This window comes from Pseudomonas sp. P4_B3, from assembly GCF_056402295.1.
The window spans coordinates 99046-118322 of record NZ_JBFUHR010000024.1 but is presented as its reverse complement, the minus strand read 5'-3'; the positions used below and the strand labels follow the sequence as shown (position 1 = coordinate 118322).

Here is a 19277-nt window from a genome sequence, read left to right as displayed (position 1 = left end):
CTGCTCGCGATGGGGGAGTGTCAGACACTACAAACGCTGACTCTTGGCACGAGACCCAAGCCACCGATCCAGCCCGATCACCAACAACGCGATCACCACAAACCCCGCCAACAACCCGCCGGCATTGATGAACACCTGTGGATAACCCAGCTTCTCGACATCAATGAACGGGTACGGATAAACCGCCAGCAAATGCCCGCGCAGCAGCGCATAGCCAAAATAAACCAGCGGATAAATCACCCACAGCGCGATGTGCCACACGCGCAATGTGCCCTTGGGCACACAACGCCACCAATACCCTAGAAACAGCAACGGCATGATGTCATGCAACAGCTCATCGGCCAGCCATTGCCAGCCCTCGGGATGCCACAAGTGGCGCAGCAGAAGGTTGTAGGCCAGGCTCACCACGGCGATGCTCACGGCAATCGCACTGCTGACCCAAGGTTGCAGGAACCAGCGGCGCGCGGCTGACTCACGGGTTGTCCATTCACAGGTCAGCACGGTCGCCACCAGGGTGTTGCTCAGCACGGTGAAATAGCTGAAAAAACTCATCAGCCCACCGATCAGGCTGGCGCCCAACGTCCAGCGTGAATGGAGAATCAGGTACATCTGGATGCTCAATCCCGCCCAGCCGAGCGTGGCAGCCACAGCCACAAAACGACGGCGAAACCCGGACGGATTGGCCCTGTTCACAGCGGTCGTTTGGTGCGCATCAACTTCACATACAGGCGTTCGACCTTCTCCCGCGCCCACGGGGTTTTACGCAGGAACGTCAGGCTCGACTTGATGCTCGGATCGCTCTTGAAGCAGCGGATATCGATGCGTTCGGCCAGCCCCGACCACTCGTAATGTTCAACCAGCGCGTTGAGGATCTGTTCCAGCGTTACGCCGTGCAGCGGGTCAGGGTTGTGTTCGGTCATGCCGGGCCTTCGAGCAGAGTGGGAATTGGAAGCCGCGCACCTTACGTTAAATGTAGGTGAAACGGAAAAGATCGCAGCCTGCGGCAGCTCCTGCATTGGAATCCGTATCCTGTAGGAGCTGCCGCAGGCTGCGATCTTTTGTCACTGTTACCAAATCCGAAAGGATGCATGTCAGTAAAAGCCCTTTCTCTATTTGTAACGGGACATTATCCTTGCGCCCGCTGCCTGCTGAAACGCTTCTGCTTTCGCTTCACGCCTGCTGCTTTCCGTTTATCCCCCAGAAAAAGATCAAGAACTCCGTCTCTATGCCTGACTTTAAATCTTTGCGAGACAGCGCTGTCTTTGCAACTGCTGCCCAGCGAAACATCCTGCCCCTGATCAGTGGCCTCACCGCGCTGGGCCTTGCCTCCTGCGTTCAGGCGGCGCCTGCCTTCGACAGCGATTCACCGTGGATGCTCGGAGACTGGAACGGCACTCGCACAGAACTCGCGGAAAAAGGCTACGACTTCAAAGTCGATTACACCGGTGAAATGGGCAGCAATCTGCACGGCGGCTACGACCACGACCGCACCGCGCGCTACAGCGACCAGTTCGGCCTGGGCACCCATCTGGACTTGCAAAAAATCCTCGGCTGGGACGACGCCGAGTTCCAGTTGACCATCACCGAACGCAGCGGCAACAACATCAGCAACGACCGCATCAACGACCCGCGTGTCGGAGGCTTCACTTCGGCCCAGGAAGTCTGGGGCCGCGGCCAGACCTGGCGCCTGACGCAGATGTGGTACCAGCAGAAGTTCTTCGATGAAAATCTCGACATCAAGGTCGGCCGCTTCGGCGAAGGCGAAGATTTCAACAGCTTCCCCTGCGACTTCCAGAACCTGGCGTTCTGCGGCTCCCAAGTCGGCAACTGGGCGGGCGACATCTGGTACAACTGGCCGGTCAGCCAGTGGGCGATGCGGGTCAAATATCACCTGACGCCGCAGTTGTACGCGCAGATCGGCGCGTTTGAGCAGAACTCGTCGAACCTGGATCGCGGCAATGGCTTCAAGCTCAGCGGCAGCGGCACCCAGGGTGCGGTCCTGCCGGTGGAACTGGTGTGGACGCCGAAGCTCAATGGCCTGCCGGGTGAATACCGCACCGGTTACTACTACAGCAGCGCCAGCGCCACCGATGTCTACAAGGACAGCAATGGCCAGCCTGCCGCCCTGAGTGGCGAAGCCTACCGTAGCGCGTCGAGCAAGCACGGCGTGTGGCTGGGCCTTCAGCAGCAAGTCACCAGCCTCGCCAGCGACCACTCCCGTGGCCTGAGCCTGTTCGCCAACGGCACCATGCACGACAAGAAGACCAACGCCATCGACAACTACGTCCAGGCCGGCCTTGTCTACAAAGGCCCGTTCGACGCGCGCGCCAGGGACGACATCGGTTTCGCCATGGCCCGCGTCCACGTCAACCCGGCCTTTCGCAAGAATGCCGAGGCGACCAACCAGGCCAACGCGGTCTTCGATTTCGACAATCCGTCCTTCCTGCCGCCCCAGGACACCGAATACAGCGCCGAACTCTATTACGGCGTGCACGTGACCAACTGGCTGACCGTGCGCCCGAACCTGCAGTACATCCGCCATCCCGGTGGCGTGAACGAGGTCGATGATGCGCTGATTGGCGGGATCAAGGTCCAGTCGTCGTTCTAAAAAACACCACAAAAATCTGTGTAGGAGCTGGCTTGCCAGCGAAAGCGGCGTGTCAGGCGACACCTGTACCGACTGACACACCGCCTTCGCTGGCAAGCCAGCTCCTACACAGGCTGCACGCTTTTATCTGAACCATGCCCGCGCCGGATCATCATCTACAGTGAACTGGCGCGGGACTACTTGAAACGTCACGGAGAATCACACTATGAGCACAGATAGTGCCTTGGGTCGAAGCCGTCTATGGCCGACCCTGCTCGGCATACTGCTTCTGCTAATGGGCCTGGCCATGCTGGCCGGGGGGATCAAGCTGAGTATGCTCGGCGGCTCGCTGTATTACCTGCTGGCCGGTATCGGCATCGCGCTGAGCGGCGTCCTGCTGATCGCCGCCCGCCGCGCGGCGCTGGGCCTGTACGCACTGGTGCTGTTCGCCAGTACCCTGTGGGCCTTGTGGGAAGTTGGCCTGGACTGGTGGCAACTGGTGCCGCGCCTGGCACTGTGGTTCGCCCTCGGTGTGGTGATGCTGCTGCCGTGGTTCCGACGTCCATTGCTGATCAACGGCCCTGCCCCCATGGGCACTGGCGCCTTGAGCGTCGCCGTGGTCCTGGCCGGTGCCACCGCCGTGGCCAGCCAGTTCACCCATCCGGGCGAGACCTTGGGCGAGTTGGGTCGTGACTCGGCTGACATGACCAGCACTGCGCCGCAGATGTCCGAAGGCGACTGGCAGGCCTATGGCCGTAGCGAATTCGGTGACCGCTACTCGCCGCTCAAGCAGATCACCCCGGCCAACGTCGGCAAGCTGCAAGAAGCCTGGCGTATCCAGACCGGCGATCTGCCAACCGCCGATGACCCGGTGGAACTGACCAACGAAAACACCCCGCTCAAGGCCAACGGCATGCTCTATGCCTGCACCGCCCATAGCAGGGTGCTGGCGCTGGACCCGGACACAGGCAAGGAACTGTGGCGTTTCGACCCGCAGATCAAGAGCCCGGTGGGCTTCAAGGGCTTCGCCCACATGACCTGCCGTGGCGTGTCGTACTACGACGAAGCGGCCTATGCCAAGTCTGAAAACGCTGCCTCCGCAGTGATTTCCGAGGCCGGCAAAGCCGTCGCCCAGGCCTGCCCGCGTCGTCTGTACCTGCCAACCGCCGATGCACGCCTGATCGCACTCAACGCCGACACCGGCAAGGTCTGCGAAGGTTTCGGTAAAAACGGTGTGGTTGACCTGACTCAAGGCATCGGACCGTTCACCCCTGGTGGCTACTACTCCACCTCGCCAGCAGCGATCACCCGTGACCTGGTGATCATGGGCGGCCACGTCACCGACAACGAGTCGACCAACGAGCCATCCGGCGTGATCCGTGCCTTTGACGTACACGACGGTCATCTGGTGTGGAACTGGGACAGCAACAATCCCGACGCGACCGAACCGCTGCCAGAGGGCGAACACTACAGCCGCAACTCGGCCAACATGTGGTCGCTGGCCAGCGTCGACGAAAAACTCGGCATGGTCTACCTGCCACTGGGCAACCAGACCCCTGACCAGTGGGGCGCAGACCGCACCCCGGGCGCCGAGAAGTTCAGTGCCGGCCTGGTCGCGCTGGACCTGGCCACCGGCAAGGTGCGCTGGAACTACCAGTTCACTCACCACGACCTATGGGACATGGACGTCGGCAGCCAGCCAACCCTGCTGGACATGAAAACCGCCGACGGCATCAAGCCGGCTGTAATCCAGCCGACCAAGCAAGGCAGCCTGTACGTCCTCGACCGTCGCGACGGCACGCCGATCATCCCGATCAAGGAAATACCGGTTCCGCAAGGCGCCGTGAAAGGCGACCACACCGCACCGACCCAGGCCCGCTCGGACCTGAACCTGCTGGCCCCGGACCTGACCGAAAAAGCCATGTGGGGCGCCAGCCCGTTTGACCAAATGCTGTGCCGCATCCAGTTCAAGGAGCTGCGTTACGAAGGTCAGTACACCCCGCCGTCGGAACAGGGCAGCCTGATCTATCCGGGTAACGTCGGCGTCTTCAACTGGGGCGGAGTTTCGGTCGACCCGGTTCGCCAGATGCTGTTCACCAGCCCGAACTACATGGCCTTCGTCTCGAAAATGGTGCCTCGCGCCGAAGTCGCGGCCGGCAGCAAGCGCGAGAGCGAAACAGCGGGCGTGCAACCGAACACGGGCGCACCGTACGCGGTGATCATGCACCCGTTCATGTCGCCGTTCGGCGTACCGTGCCAGGCTCCGGCCTGGGGCTACGTGGCCGGCATCGACCTGACCACCAGCAAAGTCGTGTGGAAACGCAAGAACGGCACGAGCCGCGACAGCTCGCCATTGCCTATCGGCCTGCCACTCGGCGTGCCAAGCATGGGCGGCTCGATGGTCACCGCCGGCGGCGTCGGCTTCCTCAGCGGCACGCTGGATCAATACCTGCGCGCCTATGACGTCAACACCGGCAGCGAGCTTTGGAAATCGCGCCTGCCGGCTGGCGGTCAGGCTACGCCGATGACCTACACCGGCAAGGACGGCAAGCAGTACGTACTGCTGGTCGTCGGTGGCCACGGCTCACTGGGCACCAAAATGGGTGACTATGTGATCGCGTACAAACTGTCCGAGTAAGTTTTAGCGGCAGTAAAACAAAAGGCGACGCCCGTGAGGACGTCGCCTTTTTTGTGGCCGCAGATTTCAAATCCCCCCGGACCACTGTAGGAGCGGGCTTGCCCGCGAAAGCGGTGAGTCAGACGATGTAAATGCAGTCTGGCCCACCGCTTTCGCGAGCAAGCTCGCTCCTACAGGGGCCGTGTCGTGCCGAATCCCAGCTAACCTGTCTCTCTCCTGAACACGCCTGCGAAACACCGCTTCGCAGAAAATGACCGTTGAAACCACCGCCAACCTGCCCCATCTAAGACCCATACCCATTGCGCAGGTGCCCCCATGAGCGACCAGCAAGAATTCCCCGAAGACCCGAGTGAATACGCCGATCCGCAAAGCGCTCCACAACACAAACCCGGCAAAGGCCTGGCCTTGCCCGGCCAGAACCTGCCGGACAAGGTCTACGTCATCCCGATCCACAACCGACCGTTCTTCCCGGCCCAGGTCCTGCCGGTCATCGTCAACGAAGAGCCGTGGGCCGAGACGCTCGACCTGGTGGCCAAGTCCGAACACCACTCCCTGGCTCTGTTCTACATGGACACGCCCCAGGATGACCCGCGCCACTTCGATACCTCGGCCCTGCCGCTCTACGGCACGCTGGTCAAGGTGCACCACGCCAGCCGCGAAAACGGCAAACTGCAGTTCGTCGCCCAGGGCCTGACCCGCGTACGCCTCAAGACCTGGCTCAAGCATCACCGCCCGCCGTACCTGGTGGAAGTCGAATACCCGCACCAGCCCACCGAGCCGACCGACGAGGTCAAGGCCTACGGCATGGCGCTGATCAATGCGATCAAGGAACTGCTGCCGCTCAACCCGCTGTACAGCGAAGAGCTGAAGAACTACCTCAACCGCTTCAGCCCCAACGACCCGTCGCCGCTGACCGACTTCGCCGCCGCGCTCACATCGGCGACGGGCAGTGAGCTGCAGGAAGTCCTCGACTGCGTGCCCATGCTCAAGCGCATGGAAAAAGTCCTGCCGATGCTGCGCAAGGAAGTCGAAGTCGCGCGCTTGCAAAAAGAGATTTCTGCCGAAGTTAATCGCAAGATCGGTGAACATCAGCGTGAGTTCTTCCTCAAGGAGCAACTCAAGGTCATCCAGCAGGAGCTGGGACTGACCAAGGATGACCGCAGTGCCGATCTCGAACAGTTCGAACAGCGGCTGACCGGCAAAGTCCTGTCACCACAAGCGCAGAAACGCATCGAAGAGGAAATGAACAAGCTGTCGGTGCTCGAAACCGGCTCACCGGAGTATGCGGTCACCCGCAATTACCTCGACTGGGCGACCTCGGTGCCGTGGGGCGTCTACGGCGATGACAAACTCGACCTCAAGCACGCGCGCAAGGTGCTGGACAAACATCACGCCGGTCTCGACGACATCAAGGACCGCATCCTCGAGTTTCTCGCGGTCGGTGCCTATAAAGGCGAGATCAGCGGCTCCATCGTATTGCTGGTCGGTCCGCCGGGCGTGGGCAAGACCAGCGTCGGCAAATCCATCGCCGAGTCCCTGGGCCGGCCGTTCTATCGCTTCAGCCTTGGCGGCATGCGTGACGAAGCCGAGATCAAGGGCCATCGTCGCACCTACATCGGCGCACAGCCGGGCAAGCTGGTGCAGGCGTTGAAGGACGTCGAAGTGATGAACCCGGTGATCATGCTCGACGAGATCGACAAGATGGGTCAGAGCTACCAGGGCGACCCGGCCTCGGCGCTGCTGGAAACCCTGGATCCTGAGCAGAACGTCGAATTCCTCGACCACTATCTCGACCTGCGTCTGGACCTGTCGAAAGTGTTGTTCGTGTGCACCGCCAACACCCTCGATTCGATCCCCGGCCCGTTGCTGGACCGAATGGAAGTGATTCGCCTGTCGGGATACATCACCGAAGAAAAAGTCGCCATCGCCAAGCGTCACCTGTGGCCCAAGCAGCTTGAAAAAGCCGGCGTGTCCAAGGGCAGCCTGAGCATCAGCGACAGCGCGCTCAAGGCACTGGTCGACGGTTATGCCCGTGAAGCGGGCGTGCGTCAGCTGGAAAAAAACCTCGGCAAACTGGTGCGCAAAGCGGTGATGAAACTGCTCGACGAGCCGAAAGCGGTGATCAAGCTCGGGCCGAAAGACCTGGAGGCCTCGCTCGGCAAACCGGTGTTCCGCAACGAGCAGGTGCTGTCGGGTGTCGGCGTGATCACCGGGTTGGCCTGGACCAGCATGGGCGGTGCGACCCTGCCAATCGAAGCCACACGCATCCACACCCTCAACCGTGGGTTCAAGCTCACCGGGCAACTGGGTGACGTGATGAAAGAATCGGCGGAAATCGCCTACAGCTACGTCAGCTCGCACCTGAAGTCGTATGGCGGCGATCCGAAGTTCTTCGACGAAGCCTTCGTCCACCTGCACGTGCCAGAAGGCGCAACGCCGAAGGACGGCCCGAGCGCCGGCGTGACCATGGCCAGTGCCCTGCTGTCGCTGGCGCGCAACCAGCCACCGAAAAAAGGCGTGGCCATGACCGGTGAGTTGACGTTGACCGGGCATGTCCTGCCGATTGGCGGGGTGCGGGAAAAGGTGATTGCGGCGCGGCGGCAGAAGATATTCGAGCTTATCTTGCCTGAGGCCAACCGAGGGAGCTTCGAAGAGCTGCCGGAGTATTTGAAGGACGGTATTACCGTGCATTTCGCCAAGCGGTTTGCGGATGTGGCGAAGGTGTTGTTCTGACAGTCATGTAGCGCCAGTACCACCGCTTTCGCTGGCAAGCCAGCTCCTACAGTGGTTGGCGCTGTTCACACAATGTGTGTTCACTGCAAAACCCTGTAGGAGCTGGCTTGCCAGCGAAAGCGTCAGTCCTGGCACTGCAGCCCTTGGCTGGCCATCACACTTTGTCTCATCTTAAGTTATGCTCGCCGTTCGTCGTGAACGCCGGAGCCCCTGAGCCTATGTCCTCCATTCGCCTGCTTGCCCCCTTCGCCCTCGCCCTGCTGGCCGGATGTGCCACGCAACCTGCGCACAACGTGACAGTGGAAAACCAAAGCGAATGTCCGGTGAAACTCACCAACGGGCAAAACCTGATCCTGACCTTGCCGAGCAATCCGACCACGGGCTATCGCTGGGCGATCCAGGATTCGGCCGGCGGCGTGTTGCACGCCCTGGGGCCAGAGGTTTATCGAAACCCGGAAGATGCCGGCATCGTCGGCGCAGCCGGGGTCTCGACCTGGCGCTTTCAGGCTTTTGCGACCGGCACCGGGCGTTTGCGCCTGACCTCGCAACAGCCGTGGGCGCCGGAAGTGCTGCCGGTGGACTCGTTCGACTGCGCGATCTCGGTTAACTGACCGTGGGCTGGCTGATTCTGGCGCTGATGGGCGCGGTGACCTTTCTTTACGGCCTGAGCGTGCATGCGTCTCTGCTGTGCCTGCTGGTCAAACCGCTGCCCGTGCTGGCCTTGCTCGGCTGGTTGCATGACGCTCCGCCCGGTGAATATCGGCGCTGGATCAGCCTGGGGTTGATTTTCTCCCTGGTCGGCGACGTGTTGCTGGCGTGGCCGGGGGACTTGTTTGTATTTGGGCTGGGCGCGTTTCTGGTCGCTCATCTGGCCTATCTGAAAGCATACTTGAGCGACTGCCGGCGTCTGGCGCTGTTGTCGCTGATTGTCGCCCTCGGTGTTGGTGCCGTACTGCTGGGGATCCTGATCAATCATGGACTGGGGCCATTGCTGGTTCCGGTGATCGTCTACGGTCTGGCCATCAGCGCCATGCTCTGGCGCGCACTGGCCCGGCTCGGCACCGAGGTGCCCAAGCGTTCGGCGCTGTGGGCAGCAGCGGGCGCAGTGGCGTTCGTGTTCTCCGACAGCGTGATTGGCATCAGCCGGTTTGTGGTGCCGTTCGATGCCGCGCCTTATGTGATCATCCTCAGCTATTGGCTGGGGCAATGGGGTATCACTGCCTCGGCTTTCAGCAACAAAACGCAACCAGCATGAGAAAAAGATCGCAACCTGCGGCAGCTCCTACAGGGATCGCGTTTGCAGGGTAGGAGCTGCCGCAGGCTGCGATCTTTTGATTTGGCGCTTTATCAGACAACCCGCGCATCCCCGCGCCAACTTGGCTAAAATGCCGGCCTTTTCCACCTGCACCGCTGGAACCGCCGTGAGCAAAGAACCCGATCGCCTTTTCGCCCAGCCTTTGGCCCAGGTGCCTGACTTCGCCTTTAACGAGGACGTGGTGCGGGTGTTCCCGGACATGATCAAGCGCTCGGTGCCGGGCTATCCGACCATCGTCGAAAACCTCGGCGTGCTTGCCGCGCAGTTCGCCCAGCGGGACAGCGTGCTTTACGACCTGGGCTCGTCGCTGGGTGCCGTGACCCAGGCCCTGCGCCGGCACGTGCGCACCGATGGTTGCCGGGTGATCGCTGTGGATAACTCCGCGGCGATGGTCGAACGCTGCCGCGAGTACCTCAACGGGCAGGATTCGATGTTCCAGGAGTTGCTGCCGGTCGAGGTGATCGAAGGCGACATTCTCGCGCTGGAGTTCCAGCCGGCCTCGGTGGTGGCGCTGAACTTCACCCTGCAATTCATCGCCCCGGACCAGCGCACGGCGTTGCTGTCGCGCATCCGTCAGTCGCTGTTGCCCGGTGGTGCCCTGATCCTCTCGGAAAAACTGCGCTTCGAAGACGAGCAGGAACACGCACTGCTCACCGATCTGCACATCGCCTTCAAACGCGCCAACGGCTACAGCGAGCTGGAAATCGCCCAGAAGCGTAGCGCCATCGAAAACGTCATGAAGCCCGACAGCCTCGAAGAACACCGCGAGCGCCTGCTGGCCGCCGGGTTCTCGAAAGTCGTGCCGTGGTTCCAGTGTCTTAACTTTGCCTCGTTGATTGCCTTGCCATGATTGATCTGTCCCCCCTCGCCCGCCGTCTGGCCGGCACCCCGCTGGCCGACTGGGCCATCACCCTGCAGGCACAACTCGACAAGAAAATGGAAAAAGGTCATGGCGATCTGGAGCGCTGGCAAAGCGCACTGGACGCCCTGCCGAAGATCCAGCCGAGTGAAGTCGATTTGCTCAATGGCCTGAAGCTGGACACCGATTGCGACGATGAAACCCGCGCGCAAATGCGCACTGCGTTGATGGGCCTGTCGCCATGGCGCAAGGGGCCGTTCGACCTGTTCGGCGTGCACGTCGACACCGAATGGCGCTCGGACTGGAAATGGTCGCGGGTCGCCCCGCACCTGGACCTTGCGGGCAAGCGCATCCTCGATGTCGGCTGCGGCAACGGCTACTACATGTGGCGCATGCTCGGCGCCGGTGCCGACAGTGTGATCGGTGTCGATCCGAACTGGCTGTTCTTCTGTCAGTTCCAGGCGGTGCAGCGTTACCTGTCCGAGCCGAATGCCTGGCACCTGCCCTTCCCGTTCGAAGACCTGCCGCCAAACCTCGAAGGTTTCGACACAGTGTTTTCCATGGGCGTGTTCTACCACCGCCGCTCGCCGATCGAACATTTGCTGGCGCTGAAGGATTGCCTGGTCAAAGGTGGTGAACTGGTGCTGGAAACGCTGGTGGTCGAAGGCGACAAGCATCAGGTGCTGGTGCCGGAAGACCGCTACGCGCAGATGCGCAACGTGTGGTTCCTGCCGTCGGTGCCGGCGCTAGAGTTGTGGCTGCGTCGTGCAGGGTTCACGGACGTGAAGTGCGTGGATGTGAGCACCACCACGGTCGAGGAACAGCGCGGGACGGAGTGGATGAAGTATCAGTCGCTCAGTGACTTCCTCGATCCCGAGGATCACAGCAAGACCGTTGAAGGTTTGCCGGCGCCGATGCGGGCAGTGATTGTGGCGAAGAAGTAACCCAATCCCCCGAACACCGAATTACCCTGTAGGAGCTGGCTTGCCAGCGAAGGCGTCGGCAAATCAAACATTGATGTCGACCGATTCACCGCTATCGCTGGCAAGCCAGCTCCTACAGGGCTCACTGTCTTATTCAGAAGGTTTGGCGCGGCGGGCCTTGAAGAACTCGCTGAGCACCGCCCCACATTCCTCCGCCAACACCCCGCCTTCATACAACACCCGGTGATTCAAAAAGCCCTGGGTAAAGAACTGCCCCTGGCTCTGCACGATCCCGGCTTTCGGCTCCAGCGCGCCGTACACCACCCGCGCAATCCGCGAATGCACGATCAGGCCTGCGCACATGCTGCACGGCTCCAGCGTCACATACAGCGTACTGCCCGGCAGGCGGTAGTTGCTCACGGCCTGGGCGGCGGCGCGGATGGCGACCATCTCGGCGTGAGCGCTCGGGTCGCTGGCACTGATCGGGCAATTGAAACCGCGCCCGATGATTTCCCCGTTCTGCACCAGCACCGCGCCCACCGGCACTTCGCCAAGGGCCGCGCCTTGGGCCGCCAGTGCCAGGGCTTCACGCATGAAATCGCGATCACGGCTGCGGTCGATGATGGCGGCGGGTCGAATCTGACGCATCACGCCACCTCGATGGCGGCCATCAGGCCGGTTTCCATGTGGTCGATCACATGGCAGTGAAACATCCAAACGCCAGGGTTATCCGCCACCAGCGCCACTTGTGCGCGCTCGTTCTTGCCCAGCAGATAGGTGTCGGTGAAGTACGGAATGACCTTGTGCCGGTTCGAGGCGATGACCTTGAAGCTCATGCCGTGCAGGTGAATCGGGTGTTGGTACTGAGTCATGTTCTTCAATTCGAAAATGTAGCTCTTGCCCTTCTCAAGTTTGGCAATCGGGCGGTCGGCGCAAGTCTTGTCGCTGATGTCCCAGGCCTTGCCGTTGATCTGCCACAGGCTCGGCGGCTTGCCGTTATCAACGTTGACCGATACCGAGCCGACCCATTCGAAATTGAAGTTGAGTTTCTCGGCATTGGCCAGGTCCGGCTCGGCGATCGGGTTGGCCGGCAGTGCCGGCGGCCACTCGGTCGGCGCATCGGCATTGGCCACCGAACGGAACGTACCCAGGCGTACCGGGCCGTTGCGCAGCGACAACTCCTCACCGGCCGGCGGGGCCTTGATCGCCAGGCAAATACGCATGCCCGGACCGAGCCAGTACTCCTTGCCGAGCGGTCGTGGCTCGACCGGGTTGCCGTCCAGTGCATAGATCTGCGCTTCGACGCCGGGAATGTTCAGGCGATAAGTCAGGGTGTTATCGAGGTTGAGCAGGCGTACACGGGTGATCTGCCCGGCCGGCAAGTCGATCATCGCTTGCGGCACACCGTTGATGGTTGCCAGGCGCCCCGCCGTACCGCCACGGGCCGCTTCACGGGGAATGCTGAACTCGACGAAATTGCCGACGTCATCGACATGCCAGCTCTTGAGGCTCAAGGTCTTTTCATACTTGAAACCGGTCGGCTCACGCTCTTCGATGATCAACGGCCCCACCAGGCCACGGCCGAGCTCTTCGCTGCTGTTCACATGCGGGTGATACCAGTAGCTGCCGGCATCCGGCACGCGGAATTTGTAATCGAAGTATTCACCCGGCAGCACCGGCAGTTGCGAGACGTACGGCACGCCATCCATTTCCAGCGGCAGACGAATGCCGTGCCAATGGATGGTGGTGGCGACTGGCAGGTGGTTGATGAAGCGTACCCGCAACCATTCACCCTGGCGCACCCGCAACTCGGTCCCCGGTGCGGACGGGCCGAACGCCCAGGCCTGAGTCTTGTGCCCGGCCACCAGCTCAACGTCCAGCGGCGCAGCGATCAACTCGTAGTCATGACCGGCGTCAGCATCGGCCATCTTGCCCAGCCAGTAACGCGACGCGCCACCGGCTCCGACACCAACGACAACAAGACCGGCCAGGCCACCGAGGATTTGGCGACGGGTAAAGGACATGAACTCAACTACCTCACGTATCAACCACAGGCGAGGGGCCTGCAAAAGGCGAATACGATACACCTGCGGTTGAGAAACAGTAAGGGCAGCGCGGCGGATGATCACAGTCAGATCACAGGTGGCAATGCATCTGTGGCGAGGGGGCTCGCCCTCTCGCCACAGAATTACGGTTACGCCTGAAGACCGGTGATCAAATGAACCACTCCATCCTCCAGCGTCATCACCCCCGGCACCCCCGCCGCCGTCAACGCCTGCCGATCCATCCGCGCCACATCCCGCAGTTCAACCCGAACCCGGGTCAGCGCCACTGGCTGTTGCGTCTTGAGGTTATCCACACCGCCCAGGGCGGCCACGACATTCGGGGCCAAACCGCAAACAGGCTGAGCCACCACTTTCGGCTCATCCACCACCAGGTCCGGCGTCAAAGCTTTCCAGAACGCCCGCTGCATTTTCTCGAACATGCTCAGTTCTCCAGAACCAGTGAAGTATTGACCGTTGCCTCGTGGTGCTGCCGCAATGCCTCGCGTACCTGCTCGGCACTTTCCAGCCCCAGCACCTGCTGGGCGATGGCCTGACAATCCAGCAGGTCCACTTCGCGAACCGCCGCTTTGATCGCCGGAGTCAACGGTACGCTCACCGACAGCTCATCCACGCCAAGCCCCAGCAACAGCGGTACCGCCAGTTTTTCCGAAGCCAGGGCGCCGCACACCCCGACCCATTTGCCATGGGCATGAGCGGCTTTCACGGTGCTGGCAATCAAGCGCAGCACCGAGGGATGAAAACTGTCGGCCTGACTGGCCAGCCGTGGGTGATCGCGGTCCATGGCCAGGGTGTATTGGGTCAGGTCGTTGGTGCCGATGGAGAAGAAATCCACCTCGGGTGCAAACAGGTCAGCCATCAACGCCGCCGCCGGTACTTCGATCATGATCCCCAGTTTCGGCAGTTCCGTGAGCCCTGATGTCAGCGCCTCTTCTTCAAGCAGCTGACGGGCCAACCGCAACTCCGACAGCTGCGTGACCATCGGCAGCATGATGTGCAGGCGAGCCAGTCCGGCGCTGCTCAGAATTGCCTTGAACTGATCGCGCAACAGCTGCGGACGCTCCAGGCACAAACGAATCCCGCGCATACCCAAAAACGGATTGGTTTCGTGGTCCATCGGCACGTAGGCCAACGGTTTGTCACCGCCGACATCCAGGGTGCGCACCACCAGATTGCGCGCGGGCCCCAGGGCGCGGGCGATGGCGCTGTAGGTGGAAGCCTGCTCGTCATGGCTTGGCGCATGATTGCGATCCAGATAAAGAAACTCCGAACGCAACAGACCGACGCCCTCGCCACCCAGCGCCATCGCCTGTTCGGCTTCGGCTAGCGAAGCGATATTGGCGGTGATTTCAACGTGATGCCCATCACGGGTACAGGCAGCCAGCCCTGCATTGGCCAGCTCGTATTGCTGGCGTTTCTTTTGCTGCTGACGATGGGTTTGCAACTGCTCGATGGCGGTCAGTTCAGGATCCAGCTGCAACTCGCCCTTGTCGGCATCGAGCAACACCCGCGTGCCGTTGGCCAGTGCCAGCACCTGAACCGGCAAGCCGCAGATCGCCGGCAAGCCGAAGGCCCGCGCGAGAATCGCCACATGGCTGGTAGCTCCACCGCCGACCGTGGCGAACCCCAGCACCTTGCGCGTGTCCAGACCAGCCGTTTGGGAGGGCGTCAGTTGCTCGGCAATCAGAATCGCCCCGTCCGGCAACTCCATCGCACGATCTTCTACACCGAGAATCAACTTGAGTACCCGTTGACCGACGTCGGCCAGGTCGGCAGCCCGTTCGGCCAGCAAGGCATTGCCCAGGCTTTTGAACAAGGCTGCCGTCGACTCGGTGGCCGCACGCCAGGCGAAAGCGGCGCTTTTGCCTGCATCGATCAGTGCCAGTGCCTGATCCAGCAGGCCAGGGTCTTCGAGCAGTTCCTGATGCGCCTTGAAGATGTCTGCCTGAGCGTCGCCCGTGGCGTTGTCACGCAACTGCTGCAGGGCCAGAACCGCCGCCGCCAACGCCCGGGACAGGTGTTCGCGCTCAACCTGAGGGCTGACGCCGGACTCACTCACCTCGAGGGTCTGCTCCGCAATTTGCACCACCTGGCCAAACGCCGACCCCGGCGATGCACAGACGCCGCGCAGCACCTTCAGCGATGAGGCCTCAGCAGCAACCGTCTCAACCTCTGCCATCACCGTCACGACCTCCCCGCAACCGGCGGCCAGCAACTCGGCCAGCGTCTTGATCGCCATTTCGGCATCCGCGCCCTCTGCGCTGACCTGCAGGATGTCACCATGGCCGGTCTGCAAAGCCATGATCGCCACCAAGGATTTGGCGTTCGCGCTGTTCTGCTGTTTATGCAGGCAAATACTCGCCGAAAAGCCTTTCGCCGCTTGGGCAAACACTGCCGCAGGTCGAGCATGCAAACCGTTGGTATTGGGGAGCGTCACCGGTTTGGAGAACAGCGCTTCGCCCTCCTCCGGCATCGGCTCATCGGCCGCCTCTGCGGATGGATTCAGACTCAGCAGCGGCTGACCGCTTTCCACCACACCCGTTTCGGGTGTCAGCCAGGTGAACGGCTCACCGCTGACCACCAGCATCAAGGTCAACAAACTGCGGGCGTTCAAGGCGATGTAATCGGCGTCGAACTCGATCAGCGCCTGCCCCACTACTACCCGCTGACCTTCCTCCACCAACCGGGTGAAACCCTTGCCGGCCAGGTTCACGGTATCGAGGCCGATGTGCATCAGCACCTGCACGCCATTGTCGTCGGTGATGCTGACGGCATGCCCACTGACCTGCACATTGCTGATCACCCCGGCCAGCGGTGCGCACAAGGTTTGCGAAGTCGGATCAATGCACAGACCGTCGCCGATCACGCGACTGGAAAACACCTGATCGGGCACCATATCCAGCGGCATCAGCACGCCGGACAAGGGTGCCAGCAGTTGCAATTGTTGGGGTGTAGCCATGACGTCACCTGCTGTTTTGTTCTTTATAAAATACGTGCGGTACCCGGTAGGAGCTGCCGAAGGCTGCGATCTTTTGATCTTGGCGTCCTCAAGGACGCCAAAAGATCGCAGCCTTCGGCAGCTCCTACCCGGGGTCATGCGGCGTTTATTTCCACCAATACTCGACCTGCAATCCGACGTTCGAACCGTGTCGCGCCGTGCCGAAGGTGCCGGTGTCGGACAACGCCGAACCCGCCGCCAGTTCGTTGGCCGCCCGTTTGGCCGCCTCGTTCCAGCTGGCATAGGTGTAATACAGACGCACCTCGGGGCGCGCCCAGAATTCCGGGCCCTTGGGCGACCAGGTCGGGGCGAAGGTGAACTTGCTCAGCTTACGCGTCCCGCCCGTGGCTTCGACCTGATCGTGGCCCAGTTCGGTCAGCAGTTTGAACTGCTCGGTGAGCGCATACGCCGGGCGAATCCCAAGGGAAATCCAGTTCTGGTCAGCACCATCCGGGCGAATGTCTTTCTGATAGACCGCTTCGACCTGCCCGCCAAATCGTGGCGTCACTTGCCAGTCAAAGAACTCCACCACCCGGTAGCTTTTGCTGCTGTCGTCCAACTTCACGTTACCGGTATAGCCCAACCCGGTGCCGGGGCCTTCACCGTACTGAAAGGCCAGTTTGTTCTTGCCGCCCAGAAAGCCCTTCTGCACATGCTGGGTGGTGATCGCCCAACCACGATGAGCGTCGCGGCTGTCGGGTTTGTCGATGTAGCTCAGGCCCAATTCCAGTTCGCCGCCCGGGTTGGTATTGAAGCCGGCGACGTTGAAATCGTGACGGTTGATGTAGTCCTTCTGGTACAGGTTGTCCTTGCGCGAAAAAGCGTAGCTGTACTTCAGATCGCCGATCAGCACATCTTCGATACCGCCGCCGGTAGCGCTCTGGTTCCAGTAGTAGAAGTCGGAAATGTGGATATCGTTCCGTTTGTAGTAACGCCGACCGGCCCACAGCGAACCGCCGTTGAGGCTGGGCATGTTCCACCATTGCGCGTACATCTGGGGCATGCGCACCGAGCCGTTGTCACCGTTGAACGTCAGGTCCTTGTCGTACTGGTTATACAGCGATGCCATGCCGTCGACGCTGAGCACCGAACCATCGTCCAGGGTGTATAGATCCTGGCGCAGTTCAAGTTCAGCGTACTGCTCACATTCGTTACCCAGGCGGTATTTGGACTGCGCTCCCTGCAACTGGAAACACTGCTGCTCACCGCTGTTAACCGAGGTCCCGACGCCGCTACGCAAGTAACCGGAGAACTCCAGCGCCTGGGCCGACAGTGGTAATGCCAGGCACACGCCCGCCGCTACAAGGCTGCGATTTATTGTTGTTTTCAAGAACCACCTCATTATTTTTATTGTGTGATGCAGCAAAATCGGCGCGCAAAACTCCCCCGCGCAGCGTTCTGCGTGTTTTTTGAAACGGTGCTTTTATTGGTTAAGGGCTAGTGGTTAGTCAGGTGCAGCACGAACGACTCAAACGGCCGTAAAAACACCTGCTGATTGCGCAGCGGACAGTCCGGGTAGTTGCTGATCACCAGCCGTTGCGCCATCGCTTCGCTAATCACCTCATCCGGCATTTCGACTTCGCACGGCGTGCCGTAGAAGTTGTTCAGCACCAGCAAACGCTCGCCATGGCCTTCACGCACGTACGCCCAGATTTGCGTGTGCTGAGGCAACAACTGCCGATACACACCGTAGGACATCAGCGTTTCACGGCGGCGCAGGGCGATCAGCTGACGGTAGTAATGCAACACAGAATCCGGGTCGTCGAGTTGGTGGGCGACGTTGATCTGCGCCGCGTTGGCCGGCACCCCGATCCATGGTTCGGCAGCGCTGAAACCGGCGTTAGGCTCGGCGTTCCAGTGCATGGGCGTGCGACCGTTGTCCCGGGACTTCTGCATGATCGCCGCCATGTTGTCGGCGTCGCTCGCACCGGCCTCGCGCTTGAGCCGGTGAATGTTCAGGGTTTCGACATCGCGGTACTGATCGATGTGATCGAACCCCGGATTGGTCATGCCCAGTTCTTCACCTTGATACACAAACGGCGTGCCCTGCAGGAAATGCAGCGCCGTACCGAGCATCTTCGCCGACACCACCCGATGCTCACCGTCATGACCAAAACGCGAGACCACCCGTGGCTGATCGTGGTTACACCAGAACAGTGCGTTCCAGCCGCCGCCGGCCTGCATACCGGTTTGCCAGTCGGAGAGGATGCGCTTGAGTGCGAGGAAGTCGAAATCGGCGCGAATCCACTTTTGCAGGTTCGGGTAATCAACCTTCAAGTGATGAAAGTTGAAGGTCATCGAGAGCTCTTTCGACTCTGGCCGTGAATAGCGGATGCAGTGTTCCAGGCTGGTGGACGACATCTCGCCGACGTTGATCAGGTCATGGCCTTCGAACACTTCACGGTGCATTTGCTGCAAGTAGTCGTGGACGTTCGGGCCGTCGGTGTAGAAGCGCCGACCGTCGCTGTTGTCTTCGGGGAAGTCCGCCGGTTTGGAGATCAGGTTGATCACGTCCAGTCGGAAACCGCCCACGCCTTTGTCGCGCCAGAAACGCATCATCTTGAAGACTTCGGCACGCACCTGGGGGTTGTCCCAGTTCAGGTCGGCCTGCGTGTGGTCGAACAAGTGCAGGTAGTACTGACCGGTCTGGGCCTCGTACTCCCAGGCCGAACCGCCGAACTTGGATTCCCAGTTGTTCGGCTGGTCGCGCCAGATGTAGAAATCGCGGTAGGGGTTATCGAGGCTGCTGCGGGCCAGCTGGAACCAGGTGTGTTCGATCGAGGTGTGATTGACCACGATGTCGAGCATCAATTTGATCCCGCGCTTACCGGCCTCGGCGATCAGCAACTCGCAGTCGGCCATGGTCCCGTAGCTCGGGTCGATGGCGTAGTAATCGCTGATGTCGTAACCGTTGTCGCGCTGGGGTGAACGCAGGAACGGCGTGATCCACAGGCAATCGACACCCAGCCAGTGCAGGTAATCGAGCTTGGCCACGACGCCGAGCAAATCCCCCGTGGGGTTGCCGGCGTGGCTGTGAAAACTCTTCGGGTAGATCTGGTAGATCACCGAACGTTGCCAGTCTTGCATGGCGCTATTTCCTTTTTGAATATGTACTGGCCCTGTAGGAGCTGCCGAAGGTTCGGCAGCTCCTACAGGCGAAT

At 61.1% G+C, this 19277-nt stretch carries 15 protein-coding genes; 7 read left to right on the top strand and 8 right to left on the bottom strand.

Annotated features, from left to right (window positions below):
* Window positions 1–27: 27 nt before the first annotated feature.
* Together AC1DWG_RS25285 and AC1DWG_RS25280 are read right to left on the bottom strand one after the other, a co-directional pair.
* Window positions 28–609, bottom strand: a complete 582-nt coding sequence (locus tag AC1DWG_RS25285) for a Pr6Pr family membrane protein (protein WP_477763328.1) — start codon at window positions 607–609, stop codon at window positions 28–30.
* Between the two features lie 80 nt (window positions 610–689).
* Window positions 690–920, bottom strand: a complete 231-nt coding sequence (locus AC1DWG_RS25280; protein ID WP_108216564.1) for a VF530 family protein — start codon at window positions 918–920, stop codon at window positions 690–692.
* Between the two features lie 305 nt (window positions 921–1225).
* On the opposite strand from AC1DWG_RS25280, the gene AC1DWG_RS25275 reads away from it, so the two are divergent.
* The 7 genes from AC1DWG_RS25275 (at window position 1226) to cmoB (ending at window position 11076) form a co-directional block, all read left to right on the top strand.
* Window positions 1226–2608 (top strand): carbohydrate porin, encoded by a 1383-nt coding sequence (locus AC1DWG_RS25275; protein ID WP_477763327.1) that lies wholly within the window; start codon window positions 1226–1228, stop codon window positions 2606–2608.
* Window positions 2609–2813: 205 nt separating this feature from the next.
* Window positions 2814–5225: a glucose/quinate/shikimate family membrane-bound PQQ-dependent dehydrogenase gene (locus tag AC1DWG_RS25270; protein WP_477763326.1), complete on the top strand. Its 2412-nt coding sequence runs from the start codon at window positions 2814–2816 to the stop codon at window positions 5223–5225.
* A 315-nt stretch (window positions 5226–5540) separates the two neighbouring features.
* Window positions 5541–7958, top strand: a complete 2418-nt coding sequence (lon, locus tag AC1DWG_RS25265; RefSeq protein ID WP_477763325.1) for an endopeptidase La — start codon at window positions 5541–5543, stop codon at window positions 7956–7958.
* 218 nt (window positions 7959–8176) lie between these two features.
* Window positions 8177–8569, top strand: a complete 393-nt coding sequence (locus AC1DWG_RS25260) for a protease inhibitor I42 family protein (RefSeq protein WP_477753492.1) — start codon at window positions 8177–8179, stop codon at window positions 8567–8569.
* A 2-nt stretch (window positions 8570–8571) separates the two neighbouring features.
* On the top strand, window positions 8572–9213 hold the full coding sequence (locus AC1DWG_RS25255) for a lysoplasmalogenase (RefSeq protein ID WP_477788478.1): 642 nt from the start codon (window positions 8572–8574) through the stop codon (window positions 9211–9213).
* Between the two features lie 166 nt (window positions 9214–9379).
* Complete coding sequence (gene cmoA / locus AC1DWG_RS25250; RefSeq protein WP_477763322.1) at window positions 9380–10123, top strand: carboxy-S-adenosyl-L-methionine synthase CmoA; 744 nt, start codon at window positions 9380–9382, stop codon at window positions 10121–10123.
* Window positions 10120–11076: a tRNA 5-methoxyuridine(34)/uridine 5-oxyacetic acid(34) synthase CmoB gene (cmoB, locus tag AC1DWG_RS25245; protein WP_477763321.1), complete on the top strand. Its 957-nt coding sequence runs from the start codon at window positions 10120–10122 to the stop codon at window positions 11074–11076. Before cmoA ends, cmoB begins: the two co-directional genes overlap by 4 nt.
* Before the next feature lie 129 nt (window positions 11077–11205).
* Here cmoB and tadA read toward each other — a convergent pair whose 3' ends face one another.
* The 6 genes from tadA to treC form a co-directional block, all read right to left on the bottom strand.
* Entirely contained in the window at window positions 11206–11703 is a 498-nt protein-coding gene (tadA, locus tag AC1DWG_RS25240) for a tRNA adenosine(34) deaminase TadA (RefSeq protein WP_477788477.1), read from the bottom strand.
* The gene (locus AC1DWG_RS25235; protein ID WP_477763319.1) at window positions 11703–13079 is read right to left on the bottom strand and encodes a multicopper oxidase family protein; all 1377 of its coding nucleotides are present in this window, start codon (window positions 13077–13079) and stop codon (window positions 11703–11705) included. Before AC1DWG_RS25235 ends, tadA begins: the two co-directional genes overlap by 1 nt.
* Before the next feature lie 170 nt (window positions 13080–13249).
* Window positions 13250–13540, bottom strand: a complete 291-nt coding sequence (locus tag AC1DWG_RS25230) for a PTS sugar transporter subunit IIB (protein ID WP_477763318.1) — start codon at window positions 13538–13540, stop codon at window positions 13250–13252.
* Window positions 13541–13542: 2 nt separating this feature from the next.
* Complete coding sequence (gene ptsP, locus AC1DWG_RS25225; protein WP_477788476.1) at window positions 13543–16077, bottom strand: phosphoenolpyruvate--protein phosphotransferase; 2535 nt, start codon at window positions 16075–16077, stop codon at window positions 13543–13545.
* Window positions 16078–16222: 145 nt separating this feature from the next.
* Complete coding sequence (locus tag AC1DWG_RS25220; protein WP_477763316.1) at window positions 16223–17446, bottom strand: carbohydrate porin; 1224 nt, start codon at window positions 17444–17446, stop codon at window positions 16223–16225.
* A 107-nt stretch (window positions 17447–17553) separates the two neighbouring features.
* Window positions 17554–19203 carry an alpha,alpha-phosphotrehalase gene (gene treC, locus AC1DWG_RS25215; protein WP_477763315.1) on the bottom strand — a complete coding sequence of 550 codons (1650 nt, stop codon included), beginning with the start codon at window positions 19201–19203 and terminating at the stop codon, window positions 17554–17556.
* Between the last annotated feature and the right edge of the window lie 74 nt (window positions 19204–19277).

What these genes read in the sequence shown, in the direction of transcription:
- AC1DWG_RS25285 (WP_477763328.1), bottom strand. Translation starts at nt 609, where the DNA reads ATGTACCTGATTCTCCATTCACGCTGGACGTTGGGCGCCAGCCTGATC.
- AC1DWG_RS25280 (WP_108216564.1), bottom strand. Translation starts at nt 920, where the DNA reads ATGACCGAACACAACCCTGACCCGCTGCACGGCGTAACGCTGGAACAG.
- AC1DWG_RS25275 (WP_477763327.1), top strand. Translation starts at nt 1,226, where the DNA reads ATGCCTGACTTTAAATCTTTGCGAGACAGCGCTGTCTTTGCAACTGCT.
- AC1DWG_RS25270 (WP_477763326.1), top strand. Translation starts at nt 2,814, where the DNA reads ATGAGCACAGATAGTGCCTTGGGTCGAAGCCGTCTATGGCCGACCCTG.
- lon (WP_477763325.1), top strand. Translation starts at nt 5,541, where the DNA reads ATGAGCGACCAGCAAGAATTCCCCGAAGACCCGAGTGAATACGCCGAT.
- AC1DWG_RS25260 (WP_477753492.1), top strand. Translation starts at nt 8,177, where the DNA reads ATGTCCTCCATTCGCCTGCTTGCCCCCTTCGCCCTCGCCCTGCTGGCC.
- cmoB (WP_477763321.1), top strand. Translation starts at nt 10,120, where the DNA reads ATGATTGATCTGTCCCCCCTCGCCCGCCGTCTGGCCGGCACCCCGCTG.
- tadA (WP_477788477.1), bottom strand. Translation starts at nt 11,703, where the DNA reads ATGCGTCAGATTCGACCCGCCGCCATCATCGACCGCAGCCGTGATCGC.
- AC1DWG_RS25235 (WP_477763319.1), bottom strand. Translation starts at nt 13,079, where the DNA reads ATGTCCTTTACCCGTCGCCAAATCCTCGGTGGCCTGGCCGGTCTTGTT.
- AC1DWG_RS25230 (WP_477763318.1), bottom strand. Translation starts at nt 13,540, where the DNA reads ATGTTCGAGAAAATGCAGCGGGCGTTCTGGAAAGCTTTGACGCCGGAC.
- ptsP (WP_477788476.1), bottom strand. Translation starts at nt 16,077, where the DNA reads ATGGCTACACCCCAACAATTGCAACTGCTGGCACCCTTGTCCGGCGTG.
- treC (WP_477763315.1), bottom strand. Translation starts at nt 19,203, where the DNA reads ATGCAAGACTGGCAACGTTCGGTGATCTACCAGATCTACCCGAAGAGT.